Here is a 22,921-nt window from a genome sequence, read left to right as displayed (position 1 = left end):
TGCTTTTTAAGTAATCGACATGCCGCAACACCGCAGCGAGCGTTGTTACTTGCCCAGGTTTTGATTCATTAAGTTATCCAAAACAGAGAATTCGCTGGCGGCCGTCCATTGATGTAAATGCTCGCAACCTTCAGCGTTAACTTCGGCGAGGTTGCTGCGCGGGTCGCATATTGCCGACCACTTTTGTCGCAGGGAGGGATATTTTATAAAGTCTTCCCTGGCCGGCGGTTGGCCGGCGGACAATCGCAGCGCGGACAAAACCAACAGTGCACAAGCGCCAAGGCCGATAGAACATTTTTGATAATTCATAGATCGCGTTCCCGTAGGGTAGGAGCACTCAGCGAACAGCGCTGAGTGCTCAAGATACGGCGCGACTATAGGAACGAAATGGTTCGGTAAAAAGATCCACTTTTGTAGCATTTCATAGAACCATTCAAGCCAGCGAGTGGCCTGCAAGACTCAGCCCGCGCCTCCCCCGGCTATCGACTGACTTCCCAGGCATCGCCGGCGGGTGCGGTGCCACGGTCATAGGGTTTGCCCAGCCACATGTAGAGCAGGCCCAGGCCAATCACGATGGCCGTGCTGAGAACCATCGCGTAGTTGATGTACCAGGCCGCATCCGGTGTGCGCGGCCAGGCCATGTTGATGATTGCACCGACGCCATAGATCAGCGCGCCGATATTCACCGGCAGGCCCCAGGCCCCCAACGCGAATTTGCCGCTGGGTTTCCAGCCCCGGGCGCGAGCGTAGAGGGCCGCAAGCACGATCATCTGGAAGGCCAGGTAGATACCGATGGCCGCAAAGCTGACGATGGTCGCCACCGCGTCCTGAAGGAAGAAACCGAGGGTGATGATCAGGGTCGGCAGCACACCGGAGACGAACAGCGCTGCCACCGGCACCTGAGTGGTCGGCGAAATCCGCTTGAGCAGGCGGCTGCCGATGACCATCTCATCGCGGGCGTAGGAATACAGCAGTCGACTGGCGGCGGCCTGCAGGCTGATGACGCAGGAGATGAAGGAGATCATCACCACGCCCATGACCACCTTCGAACCGACGCTGCCAAAGGCATTGTTGAGGATGGTAGTCACCGGGTCCTTATCGGTGCCGTTGATCACCGCTTGCATGTCCGGCACGGCGAGGATCAGCGCCAGGCAGGCGAACATCGCGGCCACACCGCCGATATATATGGTCATGCGCATGGCCACCGGGATTTGTTTACTCGGGTTGGGGGTTTCCTCGGCCACGTCGCCGCAGGCCTCAAAGCCGTAGTAAAGGAACATGCCCGCCAGCGATGCAGTGAGGAACGCCGGCAAGTAGGAACCGTCGATACGGATATCAAACGTGTTGAACAGCACGCTGATGGGCTGATGACGTTCAAATACCAACAGGTACACACCGACGATTACCGCGCCGACCAGCTCACACAGAAAGCCGAACATGGCGATGCGGGCCAGCACCTTGGTGCCGCTGAGATTGACCAGGGTGGCGAACAGCGTCAGCACCACCGCGATGATGATATTGGTGTTGTTACTCGCCTCGAAACCGAGCATCGCCGCGAGGTAAGGCCCGGCTCCGACCGCGACGGCGGCAATGGTGACGCACAGCGCGATGGAGTAGATCCAGCCGACCATCCATGCCCAGCGCTTACCCACCAGGCGTCGGGCCCAAGGGTAGACGCCGCCCGAAATCGGGAATTGCGAAACCACTTCGCCGAAGATCAGGCACACCAGCAATTGCCCGCAGCCCACCAGCAGGTAGGCCCAGAACATCGGCGGCCCGCCGGCGGCAAGGCACAGGCCGAACAGGGTGTAGACACCCACCACCGGCGACAGGTAGGTAAAGCCCAGGGCGAAGTTTTCCCATAGGCTCATGCTGCGATTGAAGTTCGAGGTGTAACCCAGTTTGCGCAATTGTTCGGCGTCGCTATCGGCGTCTACGCCGGTTTGGGGACGTGCACTCATGGCGGTGTGGCTCCAGAAAATCGGCAGATTTTGGCTGTCCGAAGCCGTGGCCAAACCCTCAAGGTTCGTCCCGGCTCGGTATTCTTGTAATGGGTGTGGGGGGTTGCCTGGGCATCCACTGGCGGGCGCGGTTTTCGCAGGCGCGCACGTCTTTTGGCGAGTGCTCTGTTCGTGTGGCTATTGCAGCAGCCTCCTGAAGTCCGGCGCTTCGTTGGAGGCTTGGAAAGAGGCTAATAGCCGCGGCAGAGTCCGGCAAATATTAAATACTGAACGCCGCGTTCGATTAAATAGATAGCTGGGTAACGCCATGATCCCAAGACGTCCTCACGCACCTGCTGCGCCGAACTACAACGGAAATTGCGCCCTGATCAAGGTGCCGCCCTGGGCACGATTGCTGGCAGCGATAGTGCCGCCATGGGCCTGGCAGATCGCACGGGCGATGGACAAGCCCAGCCCGCTGCCCCCCGAATAACGCGCCCTGGAGCGCTCCGCCCGCCAGAAGCGGTCAAACACGCTGTCCAGGTGTTGTGCTTCGATGCCCGGCCCTCGGTCACCCATCTCAATCACGACGCGGTCTTCGACCTGGCGCGCCATGATGTTCAATTCGCCGCCCGCCGCCGCATAGCGCAGCAGGTTGTCGATCAGGATATTCAGCACCTGACCCAGGCGATCCCGATCGGCATGGATACGAACCCCGTCCTCGATACTGACCCGTGCCTGCACACCGGCCTCGTCCAATTGCGGCTGGAACCAGGCCAGTCGTTCGCTCACCAACGCCGCCAGGGGAAAATCGCTGCGTTCCAGCACCAGTTGCCCTGCCCTGGCCATCGACAGCAGGTGCAGGTCGTCCACCAATTTACGCAGTTGATCGAGCTGGCGCTTGACCATGCCCAACTGCGTGGCATCGCTGGGGAATACCTCGTCGAGCATGCCCTGCACGCGCCCCATCGCGGCATTCAACGGTGTGCGCAGTTCGTGGGCGATGACCGCGCTGGACTCACGCACATCGCGCTCATAACGTTCCAGTTGGGTGGTCATGCTGTTGAAGTCGCTGATCAGGCGTTGCAGCTCGTCGGGTGCGTCGTGGTGAACCGGCAGGCGCGTCAGGAAATCACCGCCGGCGACCCGCCGTGCGCCCTGGGCAATCGCCGAGAACTGGCTGGACAAGGGCCGCGAAAACCACAAACCGCAGAGAATGATGATCGGGATAGCGGCCAGCACCAGGCAAGCCAGGATCAGCCAGTCACGGTTGGCCATATCCGGCTGGAAGAACTCCACCGGATAGTACTCGGCCACCAGTTGGCGCAAGCGTGTCTCATTGAGCTGCGGCTCGGCGCGCAACTGCAGCAACTCCTCGCGCGCCGCCGGCGGCAGGCGCTGCAAAAAATACTGGTCCGACAGCCTGAAGTTGATCCACATGCAAACGGCGATCACCACCACCGCGCCGATGGCCAACAGGCTCATACGCATGCCGACCCAGCGCCACAGAGGTTTATCGTTGGCCCGTGATTTTTCCAGCATGTTGCTCACCTGAACCGATAGCCAATGGAGCGCACCGTCACCAGTACTCCGGCGATACCATGGGTTTCGAGCTTGCGCCGCAGGTTGTGCACGTGGGCATCGACGACGCGGGCCAGGGCCTCGCTTTCCGGCAGGCAGATTTCCAGCAATTCATCGCGGGTGAAGGCTTTGGACGGGGTCTTGAGCAACGTCGCCAGCAACTTGAATTCGGTCGGTGTCAGTTCCAGCCACTGCGGTGGCGCATCGCGGTGCTCAATGGCGGCGGTGAACGCGAGCAGGTCGACTCGCAGGTTTTCATAGCGCAGCACCTGTTCCACCGGTTGGCTGCCCGCGCTACGCCGCAACACCGCATGTACCCGCGCCACCACCTCGCGCGGGCTGTAGGGCTTGACCACATAGTCGTCGGCGCCATAGCGCAAGGCACCGAGTTTTTCCGGCTCGTCACCCATGGCCGTCACCATGATCACCGGCGTGTCACTGCCGCGACGCACGGCGGACAACACCTCGGTGCCACTCAGGCGCGGCAGCATCACGTCGAGCAGGATCAGGTCGGGCCGCCAACTTTTGTGCAGGTCCAGACCGCGTTGGCCGTCTTCGGCCAGGGCCACCTCGAAGCCGTCCCGGCGCAGATACGCTTCGAGAATGTTGGCGCTGTCGGCGTCGTCTTCGACGATGAGGATACGTTTTCCTGACACAAAGAAGCCTCTTGATGAAACCTTGATAATTCACGAACGGTTTATTGAAAGTCCGCTGCCAGTATTGCCCTACGCCGACTTTCGCGAACCGATCCTATGCCGACCACCGCATCGCTGTCCAAGCCTATCAAGCTGCCTGAACGCCACAGCGCGGTTTTGCTGTTGGTTGCCCTGTTGGCCGGCTGCTCACTGGCGCCTGAGTACCAGGCACCTGCGCTGCCCGTGCCGCAAACGCTGCTGGGCGAACCTGCGGTAGGCGCGCCCTCCTCCAAGGCCAACGACACAGAGGCGCTTGCCGAGGACGAGAAACAGCTGCTGGCCGGTCTGGATTCATCGGCGCAGTTGCCGCATCGGGTGGAACAAGCCCTGACGTACAACCGCGACCTGCGCCTTGCATCGCTGCGTGTGGAGCAAGCTCGCGCCCAGTACGGCATTTCCCGCGCCGATCGCCTGCCCACCGTGGCGCTGGGGCTGCAACGCAACCGCCAGCACTTGCACGACAAGGCTGCCGACGAACGTTATGGACAGGACATCGCGGTGGCCTCCGTGGGTATCTCGGACTTCGAGCTGGATTTTTTCGGCCGGGTGCGCAGCCTCTCCGAAGCGGCGCAACATGACTACCTGGCCACGCGCTACGGTGCCCTGGCCGCGCGCAAGGCGCTGATCGTTGAAGTGGCGCGCCTGTATTTGCAGGAACGCTTACAAGCAGGCGTCCGGGTCGACACGCAGTCCATTCTTAACGACCAAAACCTGCTGCTGAGCGTACTCGACGGTCAGCAAAAAGAAGGCCTCGTCGCCCAGGACACGGTCGACACCCAGCGCATGGAGGTTCGGCGCGCCACCCAGCAATGGCAGGATGCAAGCGCCGACCACGCCAGCGCACAGCAGGCGCTGACATGGGTGACTGGCTATCAGGCCACGCCTTCGATCGCTGCCACGACAGACCCTGTAATTGATTTGGATACCCCGCCGTGGCTGATCGAACTCTCGTCCCAACGACTATTACAGCGCTTCGATGTGCGCCAGTGCGAACAAGCCCTGCGCGCCGCCAACGCCAACATCGGCGCCGCGCGGGCGGCGTTCTTCCCCTCTATCACCTTGAGCACCGGCGCGGGCATCGCCAGCCCGCGCTTGAGCAACCTGTTTTCATCCGGCAGCGGCGCCTGGCTGTTCACGCCGCAACTGAACCTGCCGCTGTTCGACGGCGGCCGCAACCGAGCCAATCTTGACCTGGCCACTGCGCGCCAACAGTCGGCTGTCGCCCAATACGAAAAGACCGTGCAGGACGCCTTCCGCGAAATCGCCGACCTGTTGAGCCAACGCCAACAAGCATTGGCCGACGCCACCATACACATCGACCTGGCCGCTTCGACGGCATTAAAGGCCAAGCGTGTCGACCAGCAGATTGCCGCCGGCGCGGCTGCGCGTTCGCAGTACCTGGCCGCTGCCATTCGCCTGACTGAATCGGCCATCGAGTTACGCAAGGCCAACTACCAGGTGTTGTTCAACCGCCTGGCGCTGTATCGCGCGCTGTCCGGCGCACCATTGTTTTCATCCAAAGAAAGGGTTTCACCATGACATTGACCACTGCCCCTACCCGTACCGTGCTCTGGGGCGCCGCCGCCCTGATGGCCTGCGCCCTCGTGCCCCAGGCGCAGGCCGCCGACGCCAGCCCCGCAGCCGACAAGACCACCGCAACTTTGGGCCTTGGCATGGGCGTCGCGCCGCGCTACATGGGCGCCGACCGCTACCGCTCACTGGTGCTGCCGATGTTCAGCATCCAGCGTGGCGTGCTGTTCGCCGACACCACCCGTGGGGTGGGCCTGCAATTTCAATCCGACAGCGGCTTTAGCGCCAGCGCGGCAATCAACTACGACCTGGGCCGTAAGGAAAAGGACAGCACCAGCCGCCCCGGCGACCGCGAGCTCAAAGGCATGGGCGATATCGGCGGCGCCACCGTCGCCGACTTCACCCTCAGCCAGCAGCTGCTTGACTGGCTCTCGGTGAGCGGCGAAGCGGAACTGCGCATGGCCGGCGAGCACCGTGGCAACCGCTACCGCTTTGGCCTCGAAGGCGTGCTGTTTCACACAGACAGCGACACCCTGGCCCTGGACATCGACGCCCATGCCGGCGATGGCCGCTACAACCAGACCTTCTTCGGCGTCACACAGGCACAGAGCCAGCGTTCGCTCTACGGCAGATACAACGCCGATGCCGGGATCTACGCCTATTCCGCCGCCTTGAACTGGCAGCACAGCCTGGACGCGCACTGGTCGACGCTGGCCAGCCTGACGCTGACCCAGTACGCCGACCAGGCCCGTAACAGCCCACTGGTCAAGCGTGAAGGCGCCGGCCTGGGCATGTTCGCCATCAACTACACCTTCTGATAACGAGGCGCCAGGCATGCAGGGTTTTGCTCAGTTGTTCCGTTCTTGGGGCCGCCCCCTGGTGCTCGGCGTTGCCTGCCTGATGGTGGTGGCCTGTTCGCGCGAGGAGGCGGCGCCGGAGCCGGCCATAAGGTCGGTGAAAGTCGCCAGCGTGCGCGCCTACGGCGCCGACGCCGCGCCGTTGACCGGTGTGGTGCGCCAACGCCAGCGCGCGGTCTTGGCCTTCGAAGGCGCGGGCCGATTGGTGGCGTTGAATGTCGACATCGGCGATAGCGTAAAACAAGGCCAGGTGCTGGCGAGCCTCGATACGGCGGCCGTGCGGTTGCGCCTGAAACAAGCGCAGGCGGCCTTGTTCGCCAGCGTGGCGCAAACCGCCGAGCGCAAGCGTAACAAGGTGCGCCAGCAACTGCTGTATGCCCAGGGCAGCGTCGCGGCCAGCGCGGCGGAGCAAGCCGAAGCCGCGTGGCAGGCCGCCGTAGCGCAGCAGGCCGCCGATGAAGCGGCCCTGGACCTGGTGCGACGCGACCAACGCCAGGGCCAGTTGATCGCGCCGTTTGACGGTCGCGTCGTGGCACGACCCGCGCAGTTGTACAGCGAGTTATCGCCCGGCCAAGTGGTGATGGAATTGGAAGCCAGCGGCGCGTTGCAGGTCATCGTGCAAGTCCCGGTGGAACAGGCCGCCGGCCTCAAGCCTGGCGACCACGCCGTCGCCAACGACCCGGCCGCGCCCGGATCGACCCTGCCGCTGGTGCTGGAGGGCCTGTCGACACGCGCGCAGAACGGCATGTTGCAAAGCGCGCGTTTTCGCCTGGACGCCCGCGACCTGGCGCTGCCCAGCGGCGTGAACCTCAACGTGCGATTGGCGACCTCTGCCGCGCTCGCGCTGTCGATTCCGACCCAGGCGCTGCGCATGGGCGGCGACGCCAGCCAGGTGCAGGTGTTCGTCTATGACCCGACCCAGGGCAAGGTCGCACTGCGTGATATTGCGATTGGCCTGATTGACCAAGGTCGCGTCACCATCGACAAGGGCCTCAAGGACGGTGAACAAGTCGTCGTCACCGGCGTGGCGTTCCTCACCGACGGCCAGCCCGTCAACCTGCTCGCACCCTCCAGCCGTTTGAGCGCGCCCGAATGATCAACCTGACCCGTCACGCATTGGGCGCGAGCCGCCTGACGTTATTCACCGCCCTGCTGATCCTGCTCGCAGGCGTGGCGACGTTCCTGAGTTTCCCGACCCAGGAAGAACCCTCGGTGACCATCCGCGATGCGCTGGTGAGCATCCAGTTTCCCGGCCTGCCCAGCGAACGCGCCGAAGAGTTGCTGGCCCGGCCCACCGAAGAAAAGCTGCGCGAGCTGTCGCAGATCAAAAACATCGTGACTACCGTCCACCCCGGCAGCGTGATTATCCAGGTGACGGCCCGCGATGAAATCAAGGACCTGGGCGTGCTGTGGCAGCAGGTACGCAATAAAGTCGCCGAGGCCGGCGCTGGATTTCCACCTGGCACCCAGGGGCCTTTTGTCGATGATAATTTCGGACGCGTCGCCGTCGCCTCCATTGCGGTCACCGCGCCCGGCTACAGCATGAGCGAAATGCGCGGGCCGTTGAAACGCCTGCGCGACCAATTGGGCGGGTTGCCCGGCATCGGCCAGGTAACGTTGCACGGCGTGCAGGACCAGCAACTCTCGATCGATTTCAACCCGCAACGCCTGGCGGGGCTGGGTTTGTCCCCGCAGCAGCTGTTCCAGCAAGTGCAGCAACAGAACGTGTTGGCGCCCGGTGGTATCGCCGACATTGGCGGGCAGATCACCACCCTCACCGTGACCGGCGAAGTGCTCAGCGTGGAGCAACTGCGCCAGTTGCCGATCCAACTGCCCGGCGCCAACGGTACCGCGCAATCGGTGGCCCTCGGCGCCATCGCGCAGATCTCGGTGATGGCTGCCGACCCGCCCCAGAGCGCCGCGATCTATCAAGGCCAGGACGCGGTGGTGCTGGCGGTGTCCATGGCGCCAGGACAGAACGTGCACCAATTCGGCGTGGCCTTGCGCAAGCGCTTGGCCGAGCTGGAACAGCAGCTGCCGTTGGGTTTCACGGCCCATATGGTGACGTTCCAGGCCGATGTGGTCGACCAGCAGATGGCCAAGATGAAACACGTGATGATCGAGACGGTGGTCATCGTCATGGCCGTAGTCATGCTGTTTCTGGGCTGGCGCACCGGGCTGGTGGTCGGCGCGATTGTGCCGCTGACCATCCTCGGCACGCTGCTTGCGATGCGCATGCTCGGGGTCGAGCTGCAAACCGTGTCGATTGCCGCGATTATCCTCGCGCTCGGCTTGCTGGTGGACAACGGCATCGTGATCGCCGAGGACATCGAGCGCCGGCTGCATGCCGGCGAGGACCGACGCCAGGCCTGCGAGGACGCCGGGCGCACCCTGGCGATTCCGCTGCTGACCTCGTCGCTGGTGATCGTGCTGGCGTTCTCGCCGTTCTTCCTCGGCCAGACCAGCACCAATGAATACCTGCGTTCACTGGCGGTCGTACTGGCGTTGACGCTGCTCGGCTCGTGGCTGTTGAGTATCACCGTCACGCCGCTGCTGTGCCTGTATTTCGCCAAGGCTGCGCGCCACGAGGCGTCGGAAGACAGTTACGACAGCGGTTTTTACCGAGGCTACCGCGCGGTCATCGGCCGCGTGTTGCAACACAAAGCACTGTTTCTGATGGCGATGCTGGTGTTACTCGCCGCCGCTATTTTCGAACTGATGCGCGTGCCCTATGACTTTCTGCCTCAATCGGACCGCTTGCAGTTCCAGGTACCCATCAGCCTGGAACCCGGCAGCGGCTCGCGCAAGACCTTGCAAAGCGTGCGCGAGATCAGCCTGTGGCTGAGCAAGGAGCCCCAGGTAGCCGACAGCATCGGCTATGTCGGCGACGGCGGGCCACGAATCGTGCTGGGCCTCAACCCGCCTTTGCCCGCACCGGAAACCGCGTACTTCACCGTCAGCGTCAAGCCCGGTACGGATATCGATGCGGTGATCGCCAATACCCGCCGCTATTTGCTCAAGCAACACCCGGAACTGCGCGCCGAGCCCAAGCGTTTTTCCCTGGGCACCACTGAGGCCGGTGTGGCGATCTATCGTGTGCTGGGCCCGGACGAAAACGTGTTGCGCAGCCTGGCCGGCCAGATCGAAAAGGCCCTGCGTGAAGTGCCGGGCACGCTGGATGTGCGCAACGACTGGAGCATTCGCCTGACGCGTTACACCGTCGAGGTCGATCAGCAGAGTGCGCGCCGCGCCGGTGTCGACACCCAAGCCATCGGCCAGGCCTTGCAACTGCACTTCGGCGGCATTCAGGTTTCGGCATTGCAGGACAAACAAACCCGCGTCCCGCTGGTGGTGCGCGAGCCTGCGACGACAACCGAGGCCTCCCCCGATCTGCGCGGCATCCTGGTCTACCCGGCCGACGGCTCGCCCCCCGTGCCGTTGGCGGCCGTTGCCCGCATCGTCGCGGCCAGCGAACCCTCGACGCTGATGCGGCGCAATCAGGAACGCGCCATTACCGTGGTCGGGCATAACCCGTCGTTGACGGCGACGTCCATCGTCGAGCAACTCGCGCCGCAGGTGGCGGCACTGGCGCTGCCGCCGGGCTATCGCATTGAACTGGGCGGCGAGATCGAGGACTCGGCGGACGCCAACCAGGCGTTGCTGCAATACCTGCCCCACGCGCTGGTCGCCATGCTGTTGCTGTTTGTCTGGCAATTCAATTCGTTTCGCAAGTTGCTGATTGTGGTTTCCGCCATCCCCTTCGTCCTGATCGGTGTGGCCGTCGCGCTGCTGATCACTGGTTACCCGTTCGGGTTCATGGCCACGTTCGGCCTGCTGTCACTGGCAGGGATTATCGTGAACAACGCCGTGCTGTTGCTGGAACGTATCGAGGCCGAACTCCACGAGGGCCTGCCGGTTTACGAGGCGGTGGTGAACGCCGCCGTAAAGCGCCTGCGCCCCATCGTCATGACCAAACTGACCTGCATCATCGGGCTGGTGCCGCTGATGCTGTTTGCCGGGCCGCTGTGGGAAGGCATGGCGATCACGCTGATGGGCGGCCTGGCGCTCGGCACATTGGTCACGCTGGGGCTGATCCCGGTGCTGTACGTATTGCTGTTTACACCGCGTAAACACTCACATATCAAGGCGAGCACAGCATGATTTTTTCGTTGAAGGCAACGCGCAACCTCAAGCGCACAACCCGCGGGGCCGTGCTGCTCGGCGCGCTTTCGCTGAGTCTCGGTACTCAAGCCTCCGCGTTCGTCCACCCAGGCCTGTTGCAGACCCAGCAAGACTTCCTGCGCATCCGCGAAAAACTGGCCAACCATAACCAGCCGTGGCTGGCCGGCTGGCAAAAATTGATCGCCAACCGGCATGCATCGCTGGCCTGGAACCCGAGCCCCGTCGCGGTGGTGTACCGGGGCGCGGATGGCCAACATCCGGAAAACTACGCCAGGTTATTCAACGACGCAGCCGCCGCGTACGCCTTGGCCCTGCGCTGGCAGCTGTCGGGCGACCCTGCGTATGCCGACAAAGCCGTCGCTTTGTTGAACCAGTGGTCCACCACCCTCACCGCCATTGAGGGCACTTCGGACCGATTCCTCGCCGCCGGTTTGTACGGATACCAGCTCGCCAATGCCGCCGAAATACTGCGCGGTTATCCAAAGTGGAAGGCGGCGGACTTACAGCAGTTCCAGCGCATGATGCTCACGGTCTTCTACCCGATGAACCATGATTTCCTGGCGCATCACAATAACGCGTTGGTCGACCACTATTGGGCCAACTGGGACCTGGCCAATATGAACGCGATGCTGGCCATCGGCGTACTGACCGACCGTCGCGATATCTATGATGAAGCGGTCAATTATTTCAAACATGGCGCCGGCAACGGTTCCATTGAACACGTGGTCTGGAAGCTCTACGGCAATGGCCTGGGCCAGGTCCAGGAAAGCGGGCGCGACCAGGCGCACACACTGCTCGACATCGCCTTGCTCGGTAGCTTCTGCCAAATGGCCTGGAACCAGGGCGATGACCTGTTCGGTTACCAGAACAACCGCGTGCTGCAAGGCGCCGAATACGTGGCCAAATACAACCTGGGCCAGGATGTGCCATTCACCACCTTCACCAACAGCGCGTTCAAGCAGACGACCATCTCGGCCGAGCATCGAGGCGAAATCCGTCCGATCTGGGAGCTGCTCTACAACCACTACGGGGTGCTTGAAGGCCTCAGCGCACCGAACGTGAAGGCCTTCGCGAACAAAGCCCAGGTGGAAGGCGGTGGCGGGGATTATGGTCCCAACAGCGGTGGCTACGACCAACTGGGGTACGGGACCTTGCTCTATTCGCTGGGGGAGTACGGCCTGTCAAACGCTGAACTGGTGCCGTAGCGATGCATCAACTGCCCCATGCGTCGGCTAAGGCCCCGTTCCCACCGTTGGAAGGCGGTGACTATCAGATCGGCGAATTGCTCACCACCCGCAACGCCAGCCCTTCATAGGCATCCAGCGTGATAGTGAATTCCCCCTGCGCAGTCAGGTCCCCTTCCACCCGCTCGTTGATAATGTCCACCACCATCCCCGCTGCAATATCCGGCAGGTTCACGGTTTCGGTGATCGGCGTGGCGCCGAAATTCAGCGCGGTGATTTGCGTGCCTCTGCCGGCCGGCAGTTCATGGACCATGATCAACAGGGCGGGGTTTTGCACATCCGGCACCAGCACCTGGCGGCTGGCGGCGATGTCGTAAGCGCGGCGCACCGCGAGGATTTTTTGCAGTTGCGCGGCAAACGACTCGGGGTCCTGCAACTGGCTGTTCAGGCTGCCGTACAGGCTTTTGGCGCGTGGCATCTGCCCGGCGGATAAGTGTGCGTCGGGGTTAAGGTCCACCAGGTCATAGGCGCCGCGATGAATCCAGCGGGTGTCGCCGTCCTGCATCAAATGCGCAACGTCCGCCGCCGCCAGTGGCAATGCCCCTACCAGGTCCCAGCCGGACAAGGCAAACACCCCCGGCTGCATGGCGTTGTACATCACCAGCAGCAGGTGGATCTGGCGGATCTGTTGAATGTCCGCCGGGGTAATCGCCTCCAGGTCGCGAATACCCAGCGCCGCGGTGATGATGCTGGCCGTGGTGCAGGACACGCCGTTGGTCACGAACTTGAGGTTGTACGGCGCATGTTCGCCGGTCAGGCGTTCATACATCTGCTCGCGGATGTGCTCGCGCAGAATGTTGCCGGGGAAGGTCTGCCCCTGGTACAGGAAGCTGTCATGGGCGTGCAGTGTCCAAAAGTGCACCAGTTCCAGGGTCAGCTCGTCGTGGTTCTGCAACGCATGGATCAGCGAGCCGGGGTCGATACCCTGGCGATGCATCTCGCGCAGCATCAAGCGCAGGAACTCCGCATCACCCATCAGCAGCGCATGTTGGTAGGCAGGCCGGGTGATGAAGTCATAGGACAGGTCGGCACCGCCATGGGACATCGAGGCGATGTCATCCACCGTGAGGTTCAACTCCTGGAAGCTGAAGCCGCCCGCCTTGCGAATAGCCCCGCCGAGCAACTGGTTCCCGGTGATCGACAATGGATGGCTCTCTGACCAGGCCGTGCCATCGAGCTTGCGCTCCACGCCGAGAAACCCGTTGGCATCCAGGCGCAGGATCTTCGCACCCATCACGTCGATGGCGTGCAGTGCGTCGCCGATGATCATTTGCTGCGCGGCAAACGTGGGGTCCAGCCAATTGAGCGACGGCTGGCCTTCCTTGAAGTAATGCAGATACACCCAGCGTCGCGGTTTTCCATCCACGCCGATCACCACCTGGGTTGCGCTCCAATCGGTTTCCTTGACGCCCGGCTCGAAGAAGATCACCCGCTGCAACTGGCCGACGATGTAGTGCTTGTCGCGCAGCGCGTCCACCTGCAAGGGGCTGAGGTTCTGCGCGTCGCGGCCTTCGGCCACGTCGGGCAGCAGGTGCCAGTCTTCCTCACGGATTTCTACCATATGGTAAAGACCGGGGTAGTCTTCGTACGCCATCTCGGCCAGGCGGAAGTCCGCGCCCTTACCGGTGTGGGACGGAATCACATCGTCAATGATCACCGCGTTGTGCGCCGCCGCCATGCGCGTCAGCGCCTGCAACTGCGCCTCGGTGCCCAGTTGCGGGTCGATCTCGAAGCTGATGCGGTCGAAATTGCCGTCGATGGTCGGCGTATGCAGTGTGCCGTTGAGGCCACCGGACTTTTTCAGCGGGCCGTTATGAATGCCCTGGATACCGATTTTCGACAGGGTGTGCCACAGCGTTTCGTCCCCCAGCGCCTCCAGCACCGTGCCGCCCTCGCGGGTCACAATCGACGCCGGGTACGCGGTAAACCACACCGAGGACAACGCCGAAGCGTCGCGCGGTCGCGTCTGCGCAAAGGGCTGTTGCCACAACCTGCCTTGCCCGGAGTAGAGCTTGGCGCGCTGGCGGGCTGCGTGCAGCATCGATTGTTCCACCAGCCAGTTCACATGGTTGTTGTCAGCCGCGGTCATAAGCTTGGTCCCTGTCGTTGTAAAAAATCGCTCGTAGACATATGAGGGGTACGCGGGCCATTCGTTGCATTGTTATGGCTCTGCTAAGCCAACCCCTGCGTCGCCTGGCGATACTGACGCGGAGTAAACCCGGTCGAGGCCTTGAACTGCCGGGTAAACGCGCTGTGGTCGGTATACCCGCACTGCAGCGCCACCTCGGTGATCGGCAGGTCGCCGTGCAGCAAGCGATGGGCATGGTCCAGCCGGACCTTCTGGATCATTTGCCGGGGGGTGAGGTGGAACACGCGCTTGCAGTAACGCTCCAGTTGCGCCACTGAAATACCGGCGATGCGCGTCAGTTCGCCGAGGGTGACGCGACGGTTGAAATGCATGCGGATGTGCTCGTCCACCGCCGCCAGGCGTTGATACGCGGGGTGGGTTTCGCTGGCCGATTGCAGGTCTACGGAAATCCCGGCCAAGCCGATGATGTGGCCTTGGTGGTTGTATAACGGCCATTTGCGGGTCAGGCACCAGCCGGGTTCCCGTGTGCCGTAGAGGTGCAGTTCCAACTGGTCTTCGAGCACCAAACCTTGCTGCAGCACGCGCCGGTCCTGCTCGGTATAACCCGGGCCCAGCGGCGCCGGGAACACGTCAGCGCTGGTCTTGCCCAGCAGCGGCTGCAACTGCTTGAGGCCGCAGCGTTGCACCAGGGTGCGGTTGGCGAGGACGTAACGCGCGTGTGTGTCCTTGATGAAAATGGCGGCGTTGGGGATCGCATCCAGCATCGGCAGCAACTGCGCCACGCCGGCCACCAACTGCTGGATGTCGTGCGGGCGGCTCGTCTCGCTGCCTTGGCAAAGGCCGGCAAATGCGCTGTGCATCATCACTGTGTAGCCCCTGCTGATCGCCTAGACGCGTAGCAGATTGCCCGATGCATGGCGGTGCTGTCGAGCGATGCGCACTGTGCTGAATTCGTCATCGATGTCGGCAAAAAACATCAATCGCGCCACCGCCCGCCCGTTCAGGATAGGACCACTGCCGCCTGGCCAGCGTCCCGCTACCCACCGTCTGGAGCCCGTTATGAAGCGACTGCATGTGATCGACTCCCACACCGGCGGCGAGCCCACGCGCCTGGTGATGGACGGTTTCCCCGCGCTCAGGGGCGCCACGCTCGCCGAGCAGCTCGACAACCTGCGCACCGAACACGACCAATGGCGCCGCGCCTGCCTGCTCGAACCGCGTGGCAACGAGGTACTGGTCGGCGCGTTGTACTGCGCGCCGGTGACGCCGGAGGCAACCTGTGGGGTGATTTTCTTCAACAACGCCGGTTACCTCGGCATGTGCGGCCACGGCACTATCGGCCTGATCGCGTCGTTGCACCACCTGGGACGCATCCAGCCGGGCGTACACGGCATCGACACCCCGGTGGGCCCGGTGGCGGCCACTTTGCACGAAGATGGCAGCGTGACCCTGCGCAATGTGCCCGCCTATCGCTATCGCCAACAGGTGCCGGTGCGGGTGCCGGGGCATGGCACGGTCCATGGCGATATCGCCTGGGGCGGGAACTGGTTCTTCCTGGTGTCCGAGCACGGCAAGGCGCTGGAGATGAGCAACGTCGACGCCCTCACCGACTACACCTGGGCGATGCTCAAGGCCCTGGAAGATCAGGGCATCGGTGGCGCGGACGGCGCGCTGATCGACCATATCGAACTGTTCGCCGACGACGCCCGCGCCGACAGCCGCAACTTCGTGATGTGCCCCGGCAAAGCCTACGACCGCTCGCCGTGCGGCACCGGCACCAGCGCCAAACTGGCGTGCCTGGCCGCCGACGGCAAGCTCGTCGAAGGGCAGACCTGGAGACAGGCCAGCATCACCGGCAGCCAATTCGAAGGCCGGTTTGAGTGGGCGGGCGAGCGCGTCATTCCCCTGATTACCGGCCGCGCCTACATGACCGCCGACAGCACCCTGCTGATCGACGAGCAAGACCCTTTTGCCTGGGGCATCTGAGCCCCCTCCTTTGATTGAACGGAGCTGGAACCATGAGCGATAACATCTTCACCGGTTGTATCCCCGCGCTGATGACCCCGTGCACCACCGCGCGCCAACCGGACTTCGACGCACTGGTCGCCAAGGGCCGCGAGTTGGTCGATATCGGCATGAACGCCGTGGTGTATTGCGGTTCCATGGGCGACTGGCCGTTGCTCACCGAGGCCCAGCGCCAGGAAGGCGTGGCGCGTCTGGTGGCGGCCGGGGTGCCGACCATCGTCGGCACCGGCGCGGTGAACAGCCGTGAAGCGCAGGCCCATGCGGCCCACGCCGCCAAGGTTGGCGCACACGGCCTGATGGTGATTCCGCGCGTGCTGTCCCGGGGCGCCTCTGCAACCGCGCAAAAGGCCCACTTCTCGGCGATCCTCAAAGCCGCGCCCAAGCTGCCGGCCGTGATCTACAACAGCCCGTACTACGGCTTCGCCACCCGCGCCGATCTGTTCTTCGAGCTGCGTCGCGAACACCCCAACCTGATCGGCTTCAAAGAGTTCGGCGGCGGCGCCGACCTGCGATACGCCGCCGAACACATCACCTCCCAGGACGATAACGTGACCCTGATGGTCGGCGTCGACACCCAGGTGGTACACGGCTTCGTCAACTGCAACGCCACCGGCGCAATCACCGGCATCGGCAACGCGCTGCCACGGGAAGTGCTGCAACTGGTGGCCCTGAGCAAACAGGCGGCCAGGGGCGATGCCACGGCCCGGCGCCAGGCGCATGAGCTGGAGGCCGCGTTGGCGGTCTTGTCGTCCTTCGATGAAGGCGGTGACCTGGTGCTGTATTACAAGCACTTGATGGTGCTCAACGGCGACACCGGCTACGACTTGCATTTCAATGCAACCGACGTGCTCAGCGACGCCCAGCGCCGCTATGCCGAAACCCAGTACGCGCTGTTCCGCCAGTGGTACGCCAATTGGTCGGCGGAACAGAACGTCGGCTGATTGTTTAGGCGCCGCTGTGCTGTTCACAGCGGCCAACTGTGTTTTTCCAGGACGCTCTCATGACTTTGACAGGCACGCTGTTGAGCGGTCGGCACTTGCTCTGCGGCCATCGCGACGGCCAGAGAGAGGTATAGGCCATGGCCGAAGATTTCGTCGTGGTCGGCGCCGGTATTATCGGGGTTGCCTGCGCCTTGCAGCTGGCGCGCCAAGGTCGGCGGGTGAAGGTGCTTGACGCGCAGGCGCCCGGCAGGGGCGCCTCCTATGGCAACGCCGGCCACCTGGCGACGGAACAGGTGTTTCCCATCGCCGACCTGTCGATCCTCAAGCGCTTGCCCGCCATGCTCACCGACCCCATGGGCCCTTTGCGCCTGGACTGGAAATACCTGCCTCGCGCCCTGCCCTGGTTTGTGCGGCTGTTGCTGAACCTGCGTGCGACGCAATACCAGCGCACCGTGGTGGGTATTCGCGCGTTGAACGAAGGCAGCCTCGGCGCCTGGCAGCGTTTGCTGGCCAGCATCCATCGTTCTGAACTGTTGCGCGAAGAGGGCTCGCTGCTGGTGTACGAACGGGCCGACTCGCGTCCCGCCCTCGACGCCTTGCAACAGCGGATGCGCCAACAACATGTGGCGGTGGATTTCTGGCCCGCCGAGGCCATTCGCAAGGCCGTGCCGCAGTTAAGCGAGCGGGTCCAGGGCGGGCTGTTTTTTCCCGCGACGGGGCATTTTGTCGACCCTTACCACGTGCTATGCGAACTGGTGGAAGCGGCCAAGGCCAGCGGCGTGCAATTCGTCACGCGTCAGGTGCGCGATGCACGGGTTGACGCTGATGGCGTGGTGTTGACGACCGACCAGGGCACTCTCACCGCACGCCAGGTACTCATCGCCTGCGGCGCCCACTCGGCCCGACTCACCGCCTGCCTCACCGGCAAAAAAATCCCGCTGGACACCGAGCGCGGCTATCACTTGATGCTGCCCCACGAGCACCAGCGCCTGCCGTTTGCCGTCACCTCGCTGGAACGCAAATTCATCATGACCCCCATGACCGGCGGCCTGCGCCTGGCCGGCACGGTGGAATTCGCCGGCCTGGAGCGCCCGGCGAACATGGCCCGCGCCTGGCAGTTGCATCGGTTGAGCCAGGGGCTGTTTCGTGAGGAATTGAATGTGCGGGACGCAACGCCATGGATGGGGTTTCGGCCATCCCTGCCGGACTCGCTGCCGGTCATTGACCGGGTGTGTGACGCAAAAGTACTGCTCGCATTCGGTCATCAGCACTTGGGGTTGACGCAGGCGGCGGTGACGGCAGAAAGGATAGGGCAACTGGCGTGTGCCGGCGTTGGGCAAACAGATGTGCCGGCGCCAGGGCCGTATCGGCTGGATCGGTTTTGAAAGAGGTGGGCCTGCGCGCGACGCCTTAAAGCGCGGGCGCTTGCCCAGGGTGCGCGGACGCGCTCAATAGCGCGTCAGCAATGCCCTCGATTTCATCCTGCAGCCACAGTTTGTTTGTCCAATCAGCAGGGATAGCTTGAGCACCGTAGTAAGCGCCCGCCAATTGCCCCACGATTGCCGCAGTGGTATCGGCGTCATCCCCAAGGTTTGCCGCAGCGAGCACTGCCTCGGCAAAACTGTCAGTGTGGTGGAAACACCACAACGCTGCCTCCAAGGACGCGACTGCATACCCTGTTCCATTGATCTCGGTTGTCGACTTGCTGCGATATTCGCCATGCGCTATGGCGATGACTTTGGGCGCGGACAATCCTGCGCTGGATAAGCGCAACACGTCATCCTTCGGCTCGCCGCGCAGCGCGTTGCTGATCGCCTGCGCAAGTACCAGGCAGCACTCAAGCGCCTCTTGCGCCGCGTGGGTAGTTCGCGAACTCTGGAGGGTGTAGGCACGAATATTTTCCGGGTCTGGAAAGTAAAACAACACGACGGGGGCCAGACGCATCATCGAACCATTACCGGCCGAACGCGGGTCCGTTGAGCCTGCAAACGGGTCGCCGGTGGTCTCAAATGTCGCCAGCGCCTGGCGAACCGTCATGCCGATATCAAAGCAATCGCCGGTGGAACTCAGGTATCCCCACTTCCACCAGTTCAGGTAGCGGCCCATCTGGTCCCGCGGGTCAAAACCTTTTTTGTGCAGCAGACTTTCCGCCAGGCACAGCGCCATCGAGGTGTCGTCCGTCCACTGGCCGGGCTTGAGGTTGAACGGCCCTCCTCCGACCATATCGGTAAGCGGAGTGAATGTGCCACGAGGCATGAACTCGACGGTGGTACCGACTGCATCGCCGCAGGCCAGGCCCAGCAGGCAGCCGCGATAACGATCCGAAAGCGTAAGAGACATGTGTCTTCCTTGAAAAGGCCATGCTGGAGTGCATGGATCAACCAGCACTTTACTTGACCAACCGCTTCTCTTTGGAGGGGCGATATCCGAAGTACGAGCTATAGCACTTGCTGAAATGACTCGGCGACACGAACCCGCACGCCACCAGCACTTCCACCTGCGAGAGCTCGGTGTGCTGCAACAACCGGCGGGCCTCGGTGACGCGTAACTCCATGTAGTAGCGCTGCGGCGTGGTGCCCAATTGCTCCTTGAACAAGCGCTCCAACTGGCGGCGCGAGCGACCGGCGTAGACGGCGAGTTGGTCCAGCTCCAGGGGTTCCTCCAGGTTGGAATCCATCAATTTCACCACTTCACGCAGGGGCGCGCTGACACTGACGTTTTCGGTGGGTTTGATGCGCCGGTAGCGCGATTCTTCGAAGGCCAGGATATCTTCGATGCCTTCGACGAGGGCTTTACCGTGCAGACCCTTGATCCAGTCCAGCGCCATATGGAACGCACCGGAAGGGCTTGAAGCGGTCAGGCGGTCGCGGTCGATCACGTAGGGTTCGCTGGTCACATGGGTGGCCTTGGACACTTCGGCCAATGCCGGACGGTGTTCCGGGTGGATGGCGCAGCGGTAATCCTGCAACAGCCCGGCGCGGCCGAGGAACCAGGCGCCGTTCCACAACCCCGCCAGGTGGATACCCTGTTCGGCAGCGCTGCGCAGCAGTTGGATGAAGCCTTCGCCGGCCTTGAGTTCGGTGCGGAACCCGCCACAGATCACCAGCAAGTCCACTTCATGCAGCGCATCGGCATCCAGGCGTGCATCGGGGCGAATGACCAGGCCCAGGTCGCTGATCACTTCACCCTCGTCGCAACCGTAGGTGCGCGAGGCGAAAAGCTCGGGGCGCAGCAGGTTGGCGGTGACCAGCGTGTCGAGGGTCTGGGTAAAGGCCGGCAGGGAAAAGTGTTCGAGCAACAGGAAGCCCACGCGGCTGACCGACGCCGGCTGCGAGGTTTCATTGAGGTAGCGCAGGTTCTTGCCCTTCATGCCACCGCTGAATTGACGTCTTTCCATCGAGGGTTGGCCCACTTTTATTGTTGATGCGATGGGCGTCATCTTAGGGGCAAATGCATTGGCTGTCTCACGCCCTGATCTCGACAAACGCACAACCGGCCAAAGCCCGCAGCAGAACGGTGGGAAGCGCATCTGATATGGTTTTTTAGTTGTTATCTGCGCCTGTATCGAAATGCCGCGCGGGTGGACAATGGCCACATCCCCCCTTCCTTCCCCTTCGGAGGCCGTATGACCAAGATGGCAATATTCCTGTTCGGCTTTTTGGTGTTGACCATCGGCATCGGCTTGCTGGCGACCATCTCGCCGGTCTGACCGTTAGTTGGCAAACACCATCGGATACAGCGACAACACCAGCAACCCGGCCATCGCCCCATTGAACACCCTTAGCCGGCGCGGTTCGCTCAGCACATTGCGCAAGCCGCTGCCACAGCCTGCCCACACGCACACACTGGGCAGGTTCACCACGGCAAAAACCAGGGCGATAACCAGCACGTTGGTGACATAGCCCTCAGCGGGCGTATAGGTGGTAATCGCTCCCAACGCCATGATCCAGGCCTTGGGGTTCACCCACTGGAACGCAGCCGCGCCCAGGAACGTCATGGGTTTTGCGTGTTCATCGTGGCTGTCGGACAGCGCCCCCGCCGTGGCGATCTTCCACGCCAGGTAAAGCAGATACGCCGCGCCGACGTAGCGCAACAGCGTATAGGCCCAAGGGAACACCTTGAACACTTCTCCCAACCCCAGGCCGACCGAAATCACCAGCAGCATGAACCCGATACTGATCCCCAGCGCATGAGGCATCGAGCGGCGGAACCCGAAGTTCACCCCCGAAGCCAACAGCATGGTGTTATTGGGGCCGGGCGTGATCGAAGACACGAAGGCGAACAGCACGAAGGCTGAGAGCAGGCTGGTAGACATGAACATGAGGCGGCACCCAAACGCTGTGAGAGGCCTGCGACAGTAGTGGGTTAAGCCGCCCGATGCCCCGTACAGCCAGGGTCGAATCCAGCCATACACTTCTCGCTCAAATAATTGCGAGGCTTTCACGAAGCTTTCACAGACGAGCGCCTAGGGTGAACCCAGCTCCTAGTGAACATCCCCTTTAGCCCGCGCTCCCCAACGCGGGCTTTTCTTTGCCCGGATTAATCGCAGGCTAAAAGCACGCACCGCCGTGCCCCTCCCCAGCGGCCAATGGCCTGAACATCCCCAGCGGAGCCGTAGATGAAAAAGTTGATACAAGGCCTCGACGGCCCCAGAACCGCGCAACAGGCGTTGTTTTACGATCTGGAAGATGCGGCGGCGATTGTCGGATGGGCGGTGGTAGAGCTGACAGCCATGCCGACTGCGGGCAGCCCGCCGTCAACGGCAGCGACCCTGGCGAAGATATGTGCGCTGCTGACGGCTCAACAGGAAAAGCTTGATCGGTACGCGGCTGAAGCCAAATCTCAGCGCATCATCCGGTCTGAGGGGGATGGTTGATCCATGACCGGCCATTTTCGATGAGCCATAAAAAGACCCGTAGAGGTTAATCTACGGGGTGGATCTGGTTCCCAGCCCAGTTGTTGTCAATGGGAACGGCGCCGTTATCGAGGTGGCGGGACAGCGCTGGCCAGTGTTTCAAGCTATTATCGAGCGCCCTGCTGATAACCGAACCTTCGGGCACGGCATCACGCTGGGCGATCATCCAGGCATGCGACCTATCCATTACCGGCACGGCTTTTCTTGCTGGACAATAGGACCGGACGAGCCGGCAACGTGGAACTGTGTTTGCGCGTTTTCGGTTCGCTCAGCTGGGATCTACGAACTGCAAGATTACTGATCGGAAAAAAGACCAATGCTAGGGAAAGTCAGCAATAAACATCTCGTCTGGGGCGCGGTCGCGCTCTGCGCAACCCTCCTGTCCGGGTGCGCTACATCACGCTACGACGGTAAGCACGCACCGGACCCGAGTAAGGCGATCATCATGGGTGCGATTGGTGAGAGCTTTCCGATGATGCAGCCCCATGGGCTGGTGGTTGAAATCGACCAACAGGGAGCACCCGGTACCGCAATACGGCTGACGACGCTGGGCAATGAAGATGATCAGCCATCACCCTCTGTGCTGGGCCATTACTTCATGTATGAAGTGCCGCCTGGAGAGTATGAGTACACGCAGTGGCATTACGTGTATTACGCCGGAAAATCGATGCCGCGCCCTGTGCCTGCGGTTTTCTCGGTGAAGGCCGGGGAAACCCTCTATATCGGCGATCTGCGCGCCGATGCCCTGCGCTTTTGCCTGTCCAACGTGAACAACGCCGAGGACACGGTGCAGGCGCTCAAGCGCAAGTACCCGATGCTCAAGGACCGCAACATCGTGAATCTGACGCCGAAGAGCGGTTTTGCGCCTTGGCCGAGTTCTGATGCCACTGACTTCGGTAAAGGGCTGTGCAAGATCTGAATC

Annotated in this window: 19 protein-coding genes and 1 pseudogene; 10 read left to right on the top strand and 10 right to left on the bottom strand. The window is 62.5% G+C overall.

Annotation, left to right across the window (positions count from 1 at the left end; all coding sequences use genetic code 11):
• Positions 1 to 45 precede the first annotated feature (45 nt).
• From AB4O23_RS17230 to AB4O23_RS17215, 4 genes are all read right to left on the bottom strand, one after another.
• The gene (locus AB4O23_RS17230; RefSeq protein WP_080598193.1) at positions 46 to 309 is read right to left on the bottom strand and encodes a hypothetical protein; all 264 of its coding nucleotides are present in this window, start codon (positions 307 to 309) and stop codon (positions 46 to 48) included.
• A 170-nt stretch (positions 310 to 479) separates the two neighbouring features.
• Positions 480 to 1,961, bottom strand: coding sequence for an APC family permease (locus AB4O23_RS17225; protein WP_017530531.1), 1,482 nt, complete (start codon positions 1,959 to 1,961; stop codon positions 480 to 482).
• 345 nt (positions 1,962 to 2,306) lie between these two features.
• Positions 2,307 to 3,482: a sensor histidine kinase gene (locus AB4O23_RS17220; RefSeq protein WP_017530532.1), complete on the bottom strand. Its 1,176-nt coding sequence runs from the start codon at positions 3,480 to 3,482 to the stop codon at positions 2,307 to 2,309.
• Between the two features lie 5 nt (positions 3,483 to 3,487).
• On the bottom strand, positions 3,488 to 4,177 hold the full coding sequence (locus tag AB4O23_RS17215) for a response regulator (RefSeq protein WP_017530533.1): 690 nt from the start codon (positions 4,175 to 4,177) through the stop codon (positions 3,488 to 3,490).
• Positions 4,178 to 4,273: 96 nt separating this feature from the next.
• On the opposite strand from AB4O23_RS17215, the gene AB4O23_RS17210 reads away from it, so the two are divergent.
• Genes AB4O23_RS17210 through AB4O23_RS17190 form a run of 5 tightly spaced genes read left to right on the top strand, consistent with a single transcriptional unit; the run spans position 4,274 to position 11,990 of the window.
• A complete protein-coding gene (locus tag AB4O23_RS17210) occupies positions 4,274 to 5,755 on the top strand; it encodes an efflux transporter outer membrane subunit (RefSeq protein WP_460060086.1) in 1,482 nt (493 codons plus the stop codon).
• Positions 5,752 to 6,564 (top strand): MipA/OmpV family protein, encoded by an 813-nt coding sequence (locus AB4O23_RS17205; RefSeq protein ID WP_137220115.1) that lies wholly within the window; start codon positions 5,752 to 5,754, stop codon positions 6,562 to 6,564. The genes AB4O23_RS17210 and AB4O23_RS17205 overlap by 4 nt, the downstream gene beginning before the upstream one ends.
• 16 nt (positions 6,565 to 6,580) lie before the next feature.
• Positions 6,581 to 7,699, top strand: coding sequence for an efflux RND transporter periplasmic adaptor subunit (locus AB4O23_RS17200; RefSeq protein ID WP_460060085.1), 1,119 nt, complete (start codon positions 6,581 to 6,583; stop codon positions 7,697 to 7,699).
• Positions 7,696 to 10,764 (top strand): efflux RND transporter permease subunit, encoded by a 3,069-nt coding sequence (locus tag AB4O23_RS17195; protein WP_460069438.1) that lies wholly within the window; start codon positions 7,696 to 7,698, stop codon positions 10,762 to 10,764. The genes AB4O23_RS17200 and AB4O23_RS17195 overlap by 4 nt, the downstream gene beginning before the upstream one ends.
• Positions 10,761 to 11,990 carry an alginate lyase family protein gene (locus AB4O23_RS17190; protein ID WP_460060082.1) on the top strand — a complete coding sequence of 410 codons (1,230 nt, stop codon included), beginning with the start codon at positions 10,761 to 10,763 and terminating at the stop codon, positions 11,988 to 11,990. The genes AB4O23_RS17195 and AB4O23_RS17190 overlap by 4 nt, the downstream gene beginning before the upstream one ends.
• A gap of 64 nt (positions 11,991 to 12,054) precedes the next feature.
• On the opposite strand, the gene treS is transcribed toward AB4O23_RS17190, so the two are convergent.
• Both treS and AB4O23_RS17180 read right to left on the bottom strand, forming a co-directional pair.
• The gene (gene treS, locus AB4O23_RS17185) at positions 12,055 to 14,118 is read right to left on the bottom strand and encodes a maltose alpha-D-glucosyltransferase (protein ID WP_065879020.1); all 2,064 of its coding nucleotides are present in this window, start codon (positions 14,116 to 14,118) and stop codon (positions 12,055 to 12,057) included.
• Between the two features lie 83 nt (positions 14,119 to 14,201).
• The gene (locus tag AB4O23_RS17180) at positions 14,202 to 14,981 is read right to left on the bottom strand and encodes an AraC family transcriptional regulator (protein WP_217855047.1); all 780 of its coding nucleotides are present in this window, start codon (positions 14,979 to 14,981) and stop codon (positions 14,202 to 14,204) included.
• 196 nt (positions 14,982 to 15,177) lie between these two features.
• Between AB4O23_RS17180 and AB4O23_RS17175 the strand changes: the two genes are divergently transcribed.
• From AB4O23_RS17175 to AB4O23_RS17165, 3 genes are all read left to right on the top strand, one after another.
• Positions 15,178 to 16,104 (top strand): 4-hydroxyproline epimerase, encoded by a 927-nt coding sequence (locus AB4O23_RS17175; RefSeq protein ID WP_017530541.1) that lies wholly within the window; start codon positions 15,178 to 15,180, stop codon positions 16,102 to 16,104.
• Between the two features lie 32 nt (positions 16,105 to 16,136).
• Positions 16,137 to 17,084 (top strand): dihydrodipicolinate synthase family protein, encoded by a 948-nt coding sequence (locus AB4O23_RS17170; protein ID WP_017530542.1) that lies wholly within the window; start codon positions 16,137 to 16,139, stop codon positions 17,082 to 17,084.
• A gap of 137 nt (positions 17,085 to 17,221) precedes the next feature.
• Positions 17,222 to 18,469, top strand: a complete 1,248-nt coding sequence (locus AB4O23_RS17165) for an NAD(P)/FAD-dependent oxidoreductase (RefSeq protein ID WP_460060080.1) — start codon at positions 17,222 to 17,224, stop codon at positions 18,467 to 18,469.
• A 25-nt stretch (positions 18,470 to 18,494) separates the two neighbouring features.
• Here AB4O23_RS17165 and AB4O23_RS17160 read toward each other — a convergent pair whose 3' ends face one another.
• The 3 genes from AB4O23_RS17160 to AB4O23_RS17150 all read right to left on the bottom strand — a co-directional run bounded on the left by AB4O23_RS17160 (position 18,495) and on the right by AB4O23_RS17150 (position 21,405).
• The gene (locus AB4O23_RS17160) at positions 18,495 to 19,424 is read right to left on the bottom strand and encodes an ADP-ribosylglycohydrolase family protein (protein WP_460060079.1); all 930 of its coding nucleotides are present in this window, start codon (positions 19,422 to 19,424) and stop codon (positions 18,495 to 18,497) included.
• 49 nt (positions 19,425 to 19,473) lie between these two features.
• On the bottom strand, positions 19,474 to 20,454 hold the full coding sequence (locus AB4O23_RS17155; protein ID WP_032883602.1) for a GlxA family transcriptional regulator: 981 nt from the start codon (positions 20,452 to 20,454) through the stop codon (positions 19,474 to 19,476).
• A gap of 342 nt (positions 20,455 to 20,796) precedes the next feature.
• The gene (locus AB4O23_RS17150; protein ID WP_026067474.1) at positions 20,797 to 21,405 is read right to left on the bottom strand and encodes a LysE family translocator; all 609 of its coding nucleotides are present in this window, start codon (positions 21,403 to 21,405) and stop codon (positions 20,797 to 20,799) included.
• 297 nt (positions 21,406 to 21,702) lie between these two features.
• Between AB4O23_RS17150 and AB4O23_RS17145 the strand changes: the two genes are divergently transcribed.
• Positions 21,703 to 21,960, top strand: coding sequence for a hypothetical protein (locus AB4O23_RS17145; protein ID WP_017530547.1), 258 nt, complete (start codon positions 21,703 to 21,705; stop codon positions 21,958 to 21,960).
• Positions 21,961 to 22,015: 55 nt separating this feature from the next.
• On the opposite strand, the pseudogene AB4O23_RS17140 reads toward AB4O23_RS17145, so the two are convergent.
• Positions 22,016 to 22,201: pseudogene (locus tag AB4O23_RS17140) on the bottom strand (IS66 family transposase); the annotation flags it as partial.
• Positions 22,202 to 22,444: 243 nt separating this feature from the next.
• On the opposite strand from AB4O23_RS17140, the gene AB4O23_RS17135 reads away from it, so the two are divergent.
• Positions 22,445 to 22,918 (top strand): hypothetical protein, encoded by a 474-nt coding sequence (locus AB4O23_RS17135; protein WP_017530549.1) that lies wholly within the window; start codon positions 22,445 to 22,447, stop codon positions 22,916 to 22,918.
• Positions 22,919 to 22,921 lie beyond the last annotated feature (3 nt).

This window comes from Pseudomonas sp. H2_A10 (assembly GCF_054680085.1).
The sequence above is the reverse complement of the archived record's forward strand: the minus strand, read 5'-3'. Positions and strand labels throughout refer to the sequence as shown.

What these genes read in the sequence shown, in the direction of transcription:
- AB4O23_RS17230 (WP_080598193.1), bottom strand. Translation starts at nt 309, where the DNA reads ATGAATTATCAAAAATGTTCTATCGGCCTTGGCGCTTGTGCACTGTTG.
- AB4O23_RS17225 (WP_017530531.1), bottom strand. Translation starts at nt 1,961, where the DNA reads ATGAGTGCACGTCCCCAAACCGGCGTAGACGCCGATAGCGACGCCGAA.
- AB4O23_RS17220 (WP_017530532.1), bottom strand. Translation starts at nt 3,482, where the DNA reads ATGCTGGAAAAATCACGGGCCAACGATAAACCTCTGTGGCGCTGGGTC.
- AB4O23_RS17210 (WP_460060086.1), top strand. Translation starts at nt 4,274, where the DNA reads ATGCCGACCACCGCATCGCTGTCCAAGCCTATCAAGCTGCCTGAACGC.
- AB4O23_RS17205 (WP_137220115.1), top strand. Translation starts at nt 5,752, where the DNA reads ATGACATTGACCACTGCCCCTACCCGTACCGTGCTCTGGGGCGCCGCC.
- AB4O23_RS17200 (WP_460060085.1), top strand. Translation starts at nt 6,581, where the DNA reads ATGCAGGGTTTTGCTCAGTTGTTCCGTTCTTGGGGCCGCCCCCTGGTG.
- AB4O23_RS17195 (WP_460069438.1), top strand. Translation starts at nt 7,696, where the DNA reads ATGATCAACCTGACCCGTCACGCATTGGGCGCGAGCCGCCTGACGTTA.
- AB4O23_RS17190 (WP_460060082.1), top strand. Translation starts at nt 10,761, where the DNA reads ATGATTTTTTCGTTGAAGGCAACGCGCAACCTCAAGCGCACAACCCGC.
- treS (WP_065879020.1), bottom strand. Translation starts at nt 14,118, where the DNA reads ATGACCGCGGCTGACAACAACCATGTGAACTGGCTGGTGGAACAATCG.
- AB4O23_RS17180 (WP_217855047.1), bottom strand. Translation starts at nt 14,981, where the DNA reads ATGATGCACAGCGCATTTGCCGGCCTTTGCCAAGGCAGCGAGACGAGC.
- AB4O23_RS17175 (WP_017530541.1), top strand. Translation starts at nt 15,178, where the DNA reads ATGAAGCGACTGCATGTGATCGACTCCCACACCGGCGGCGAGCCCACG.
- AB4O23_RS17170 (WP_017530542.1), top strand. Translation starts at nt 16,137, where the DNA reads ATGAGCGATAACATCTTCACCGGTTGTATCCCCGCGCTGATGACCCCG.
- AB4O23_RS17165 (WP_460060080.1), top strand. Translation starts at nt 17,222, where the DNA reads ATGGCCGAAGATTTCGTCGTGGTCGGCGCCGGTATTATCGGGGTTGCC.
- AB4O23_RS17160 (WP_460060079.1), bottom strand. Translation starts at nt 19,424, where the DNA reads ATGTCTCTTACGCTTTCGGATCGTTATCGCGGCTGCCTGCTGGGCCTG.
- AB4O23_RS17155 (WP_032883602.1), bottom strand. Translation starts at nt 20,454, where the DNA reads ATGAAGGGCAAGAACCTGCGCTACCTCAATGAAACCTCGCAGCCGGCG.
- AB4O23_RS17150 (WP_026067474.1), bottom strand. Translation starts at nt 21,405, where the DNA reads ATGTTCATGTCTACCAGCCTGCTCTCAGCCTTCGTGCTGTTCGCCTTC.
- AB4O23_RS17145 (WP_017530547.1), top strand. Translation starts at nt 21,703, where the DNA reads ATGAAAAAGTTGATACAAGGCCTCGACGGCCCCAGAACCGCGCAACAG.
- AB4O23_RS17135 (WP_017530549.1), top strand. Translation starts at nt 22,445, where the DNA reads ATGGGTGCGATTGGTGAGAGCTTTCCGATGATGCAGCCCCATGGGCTG.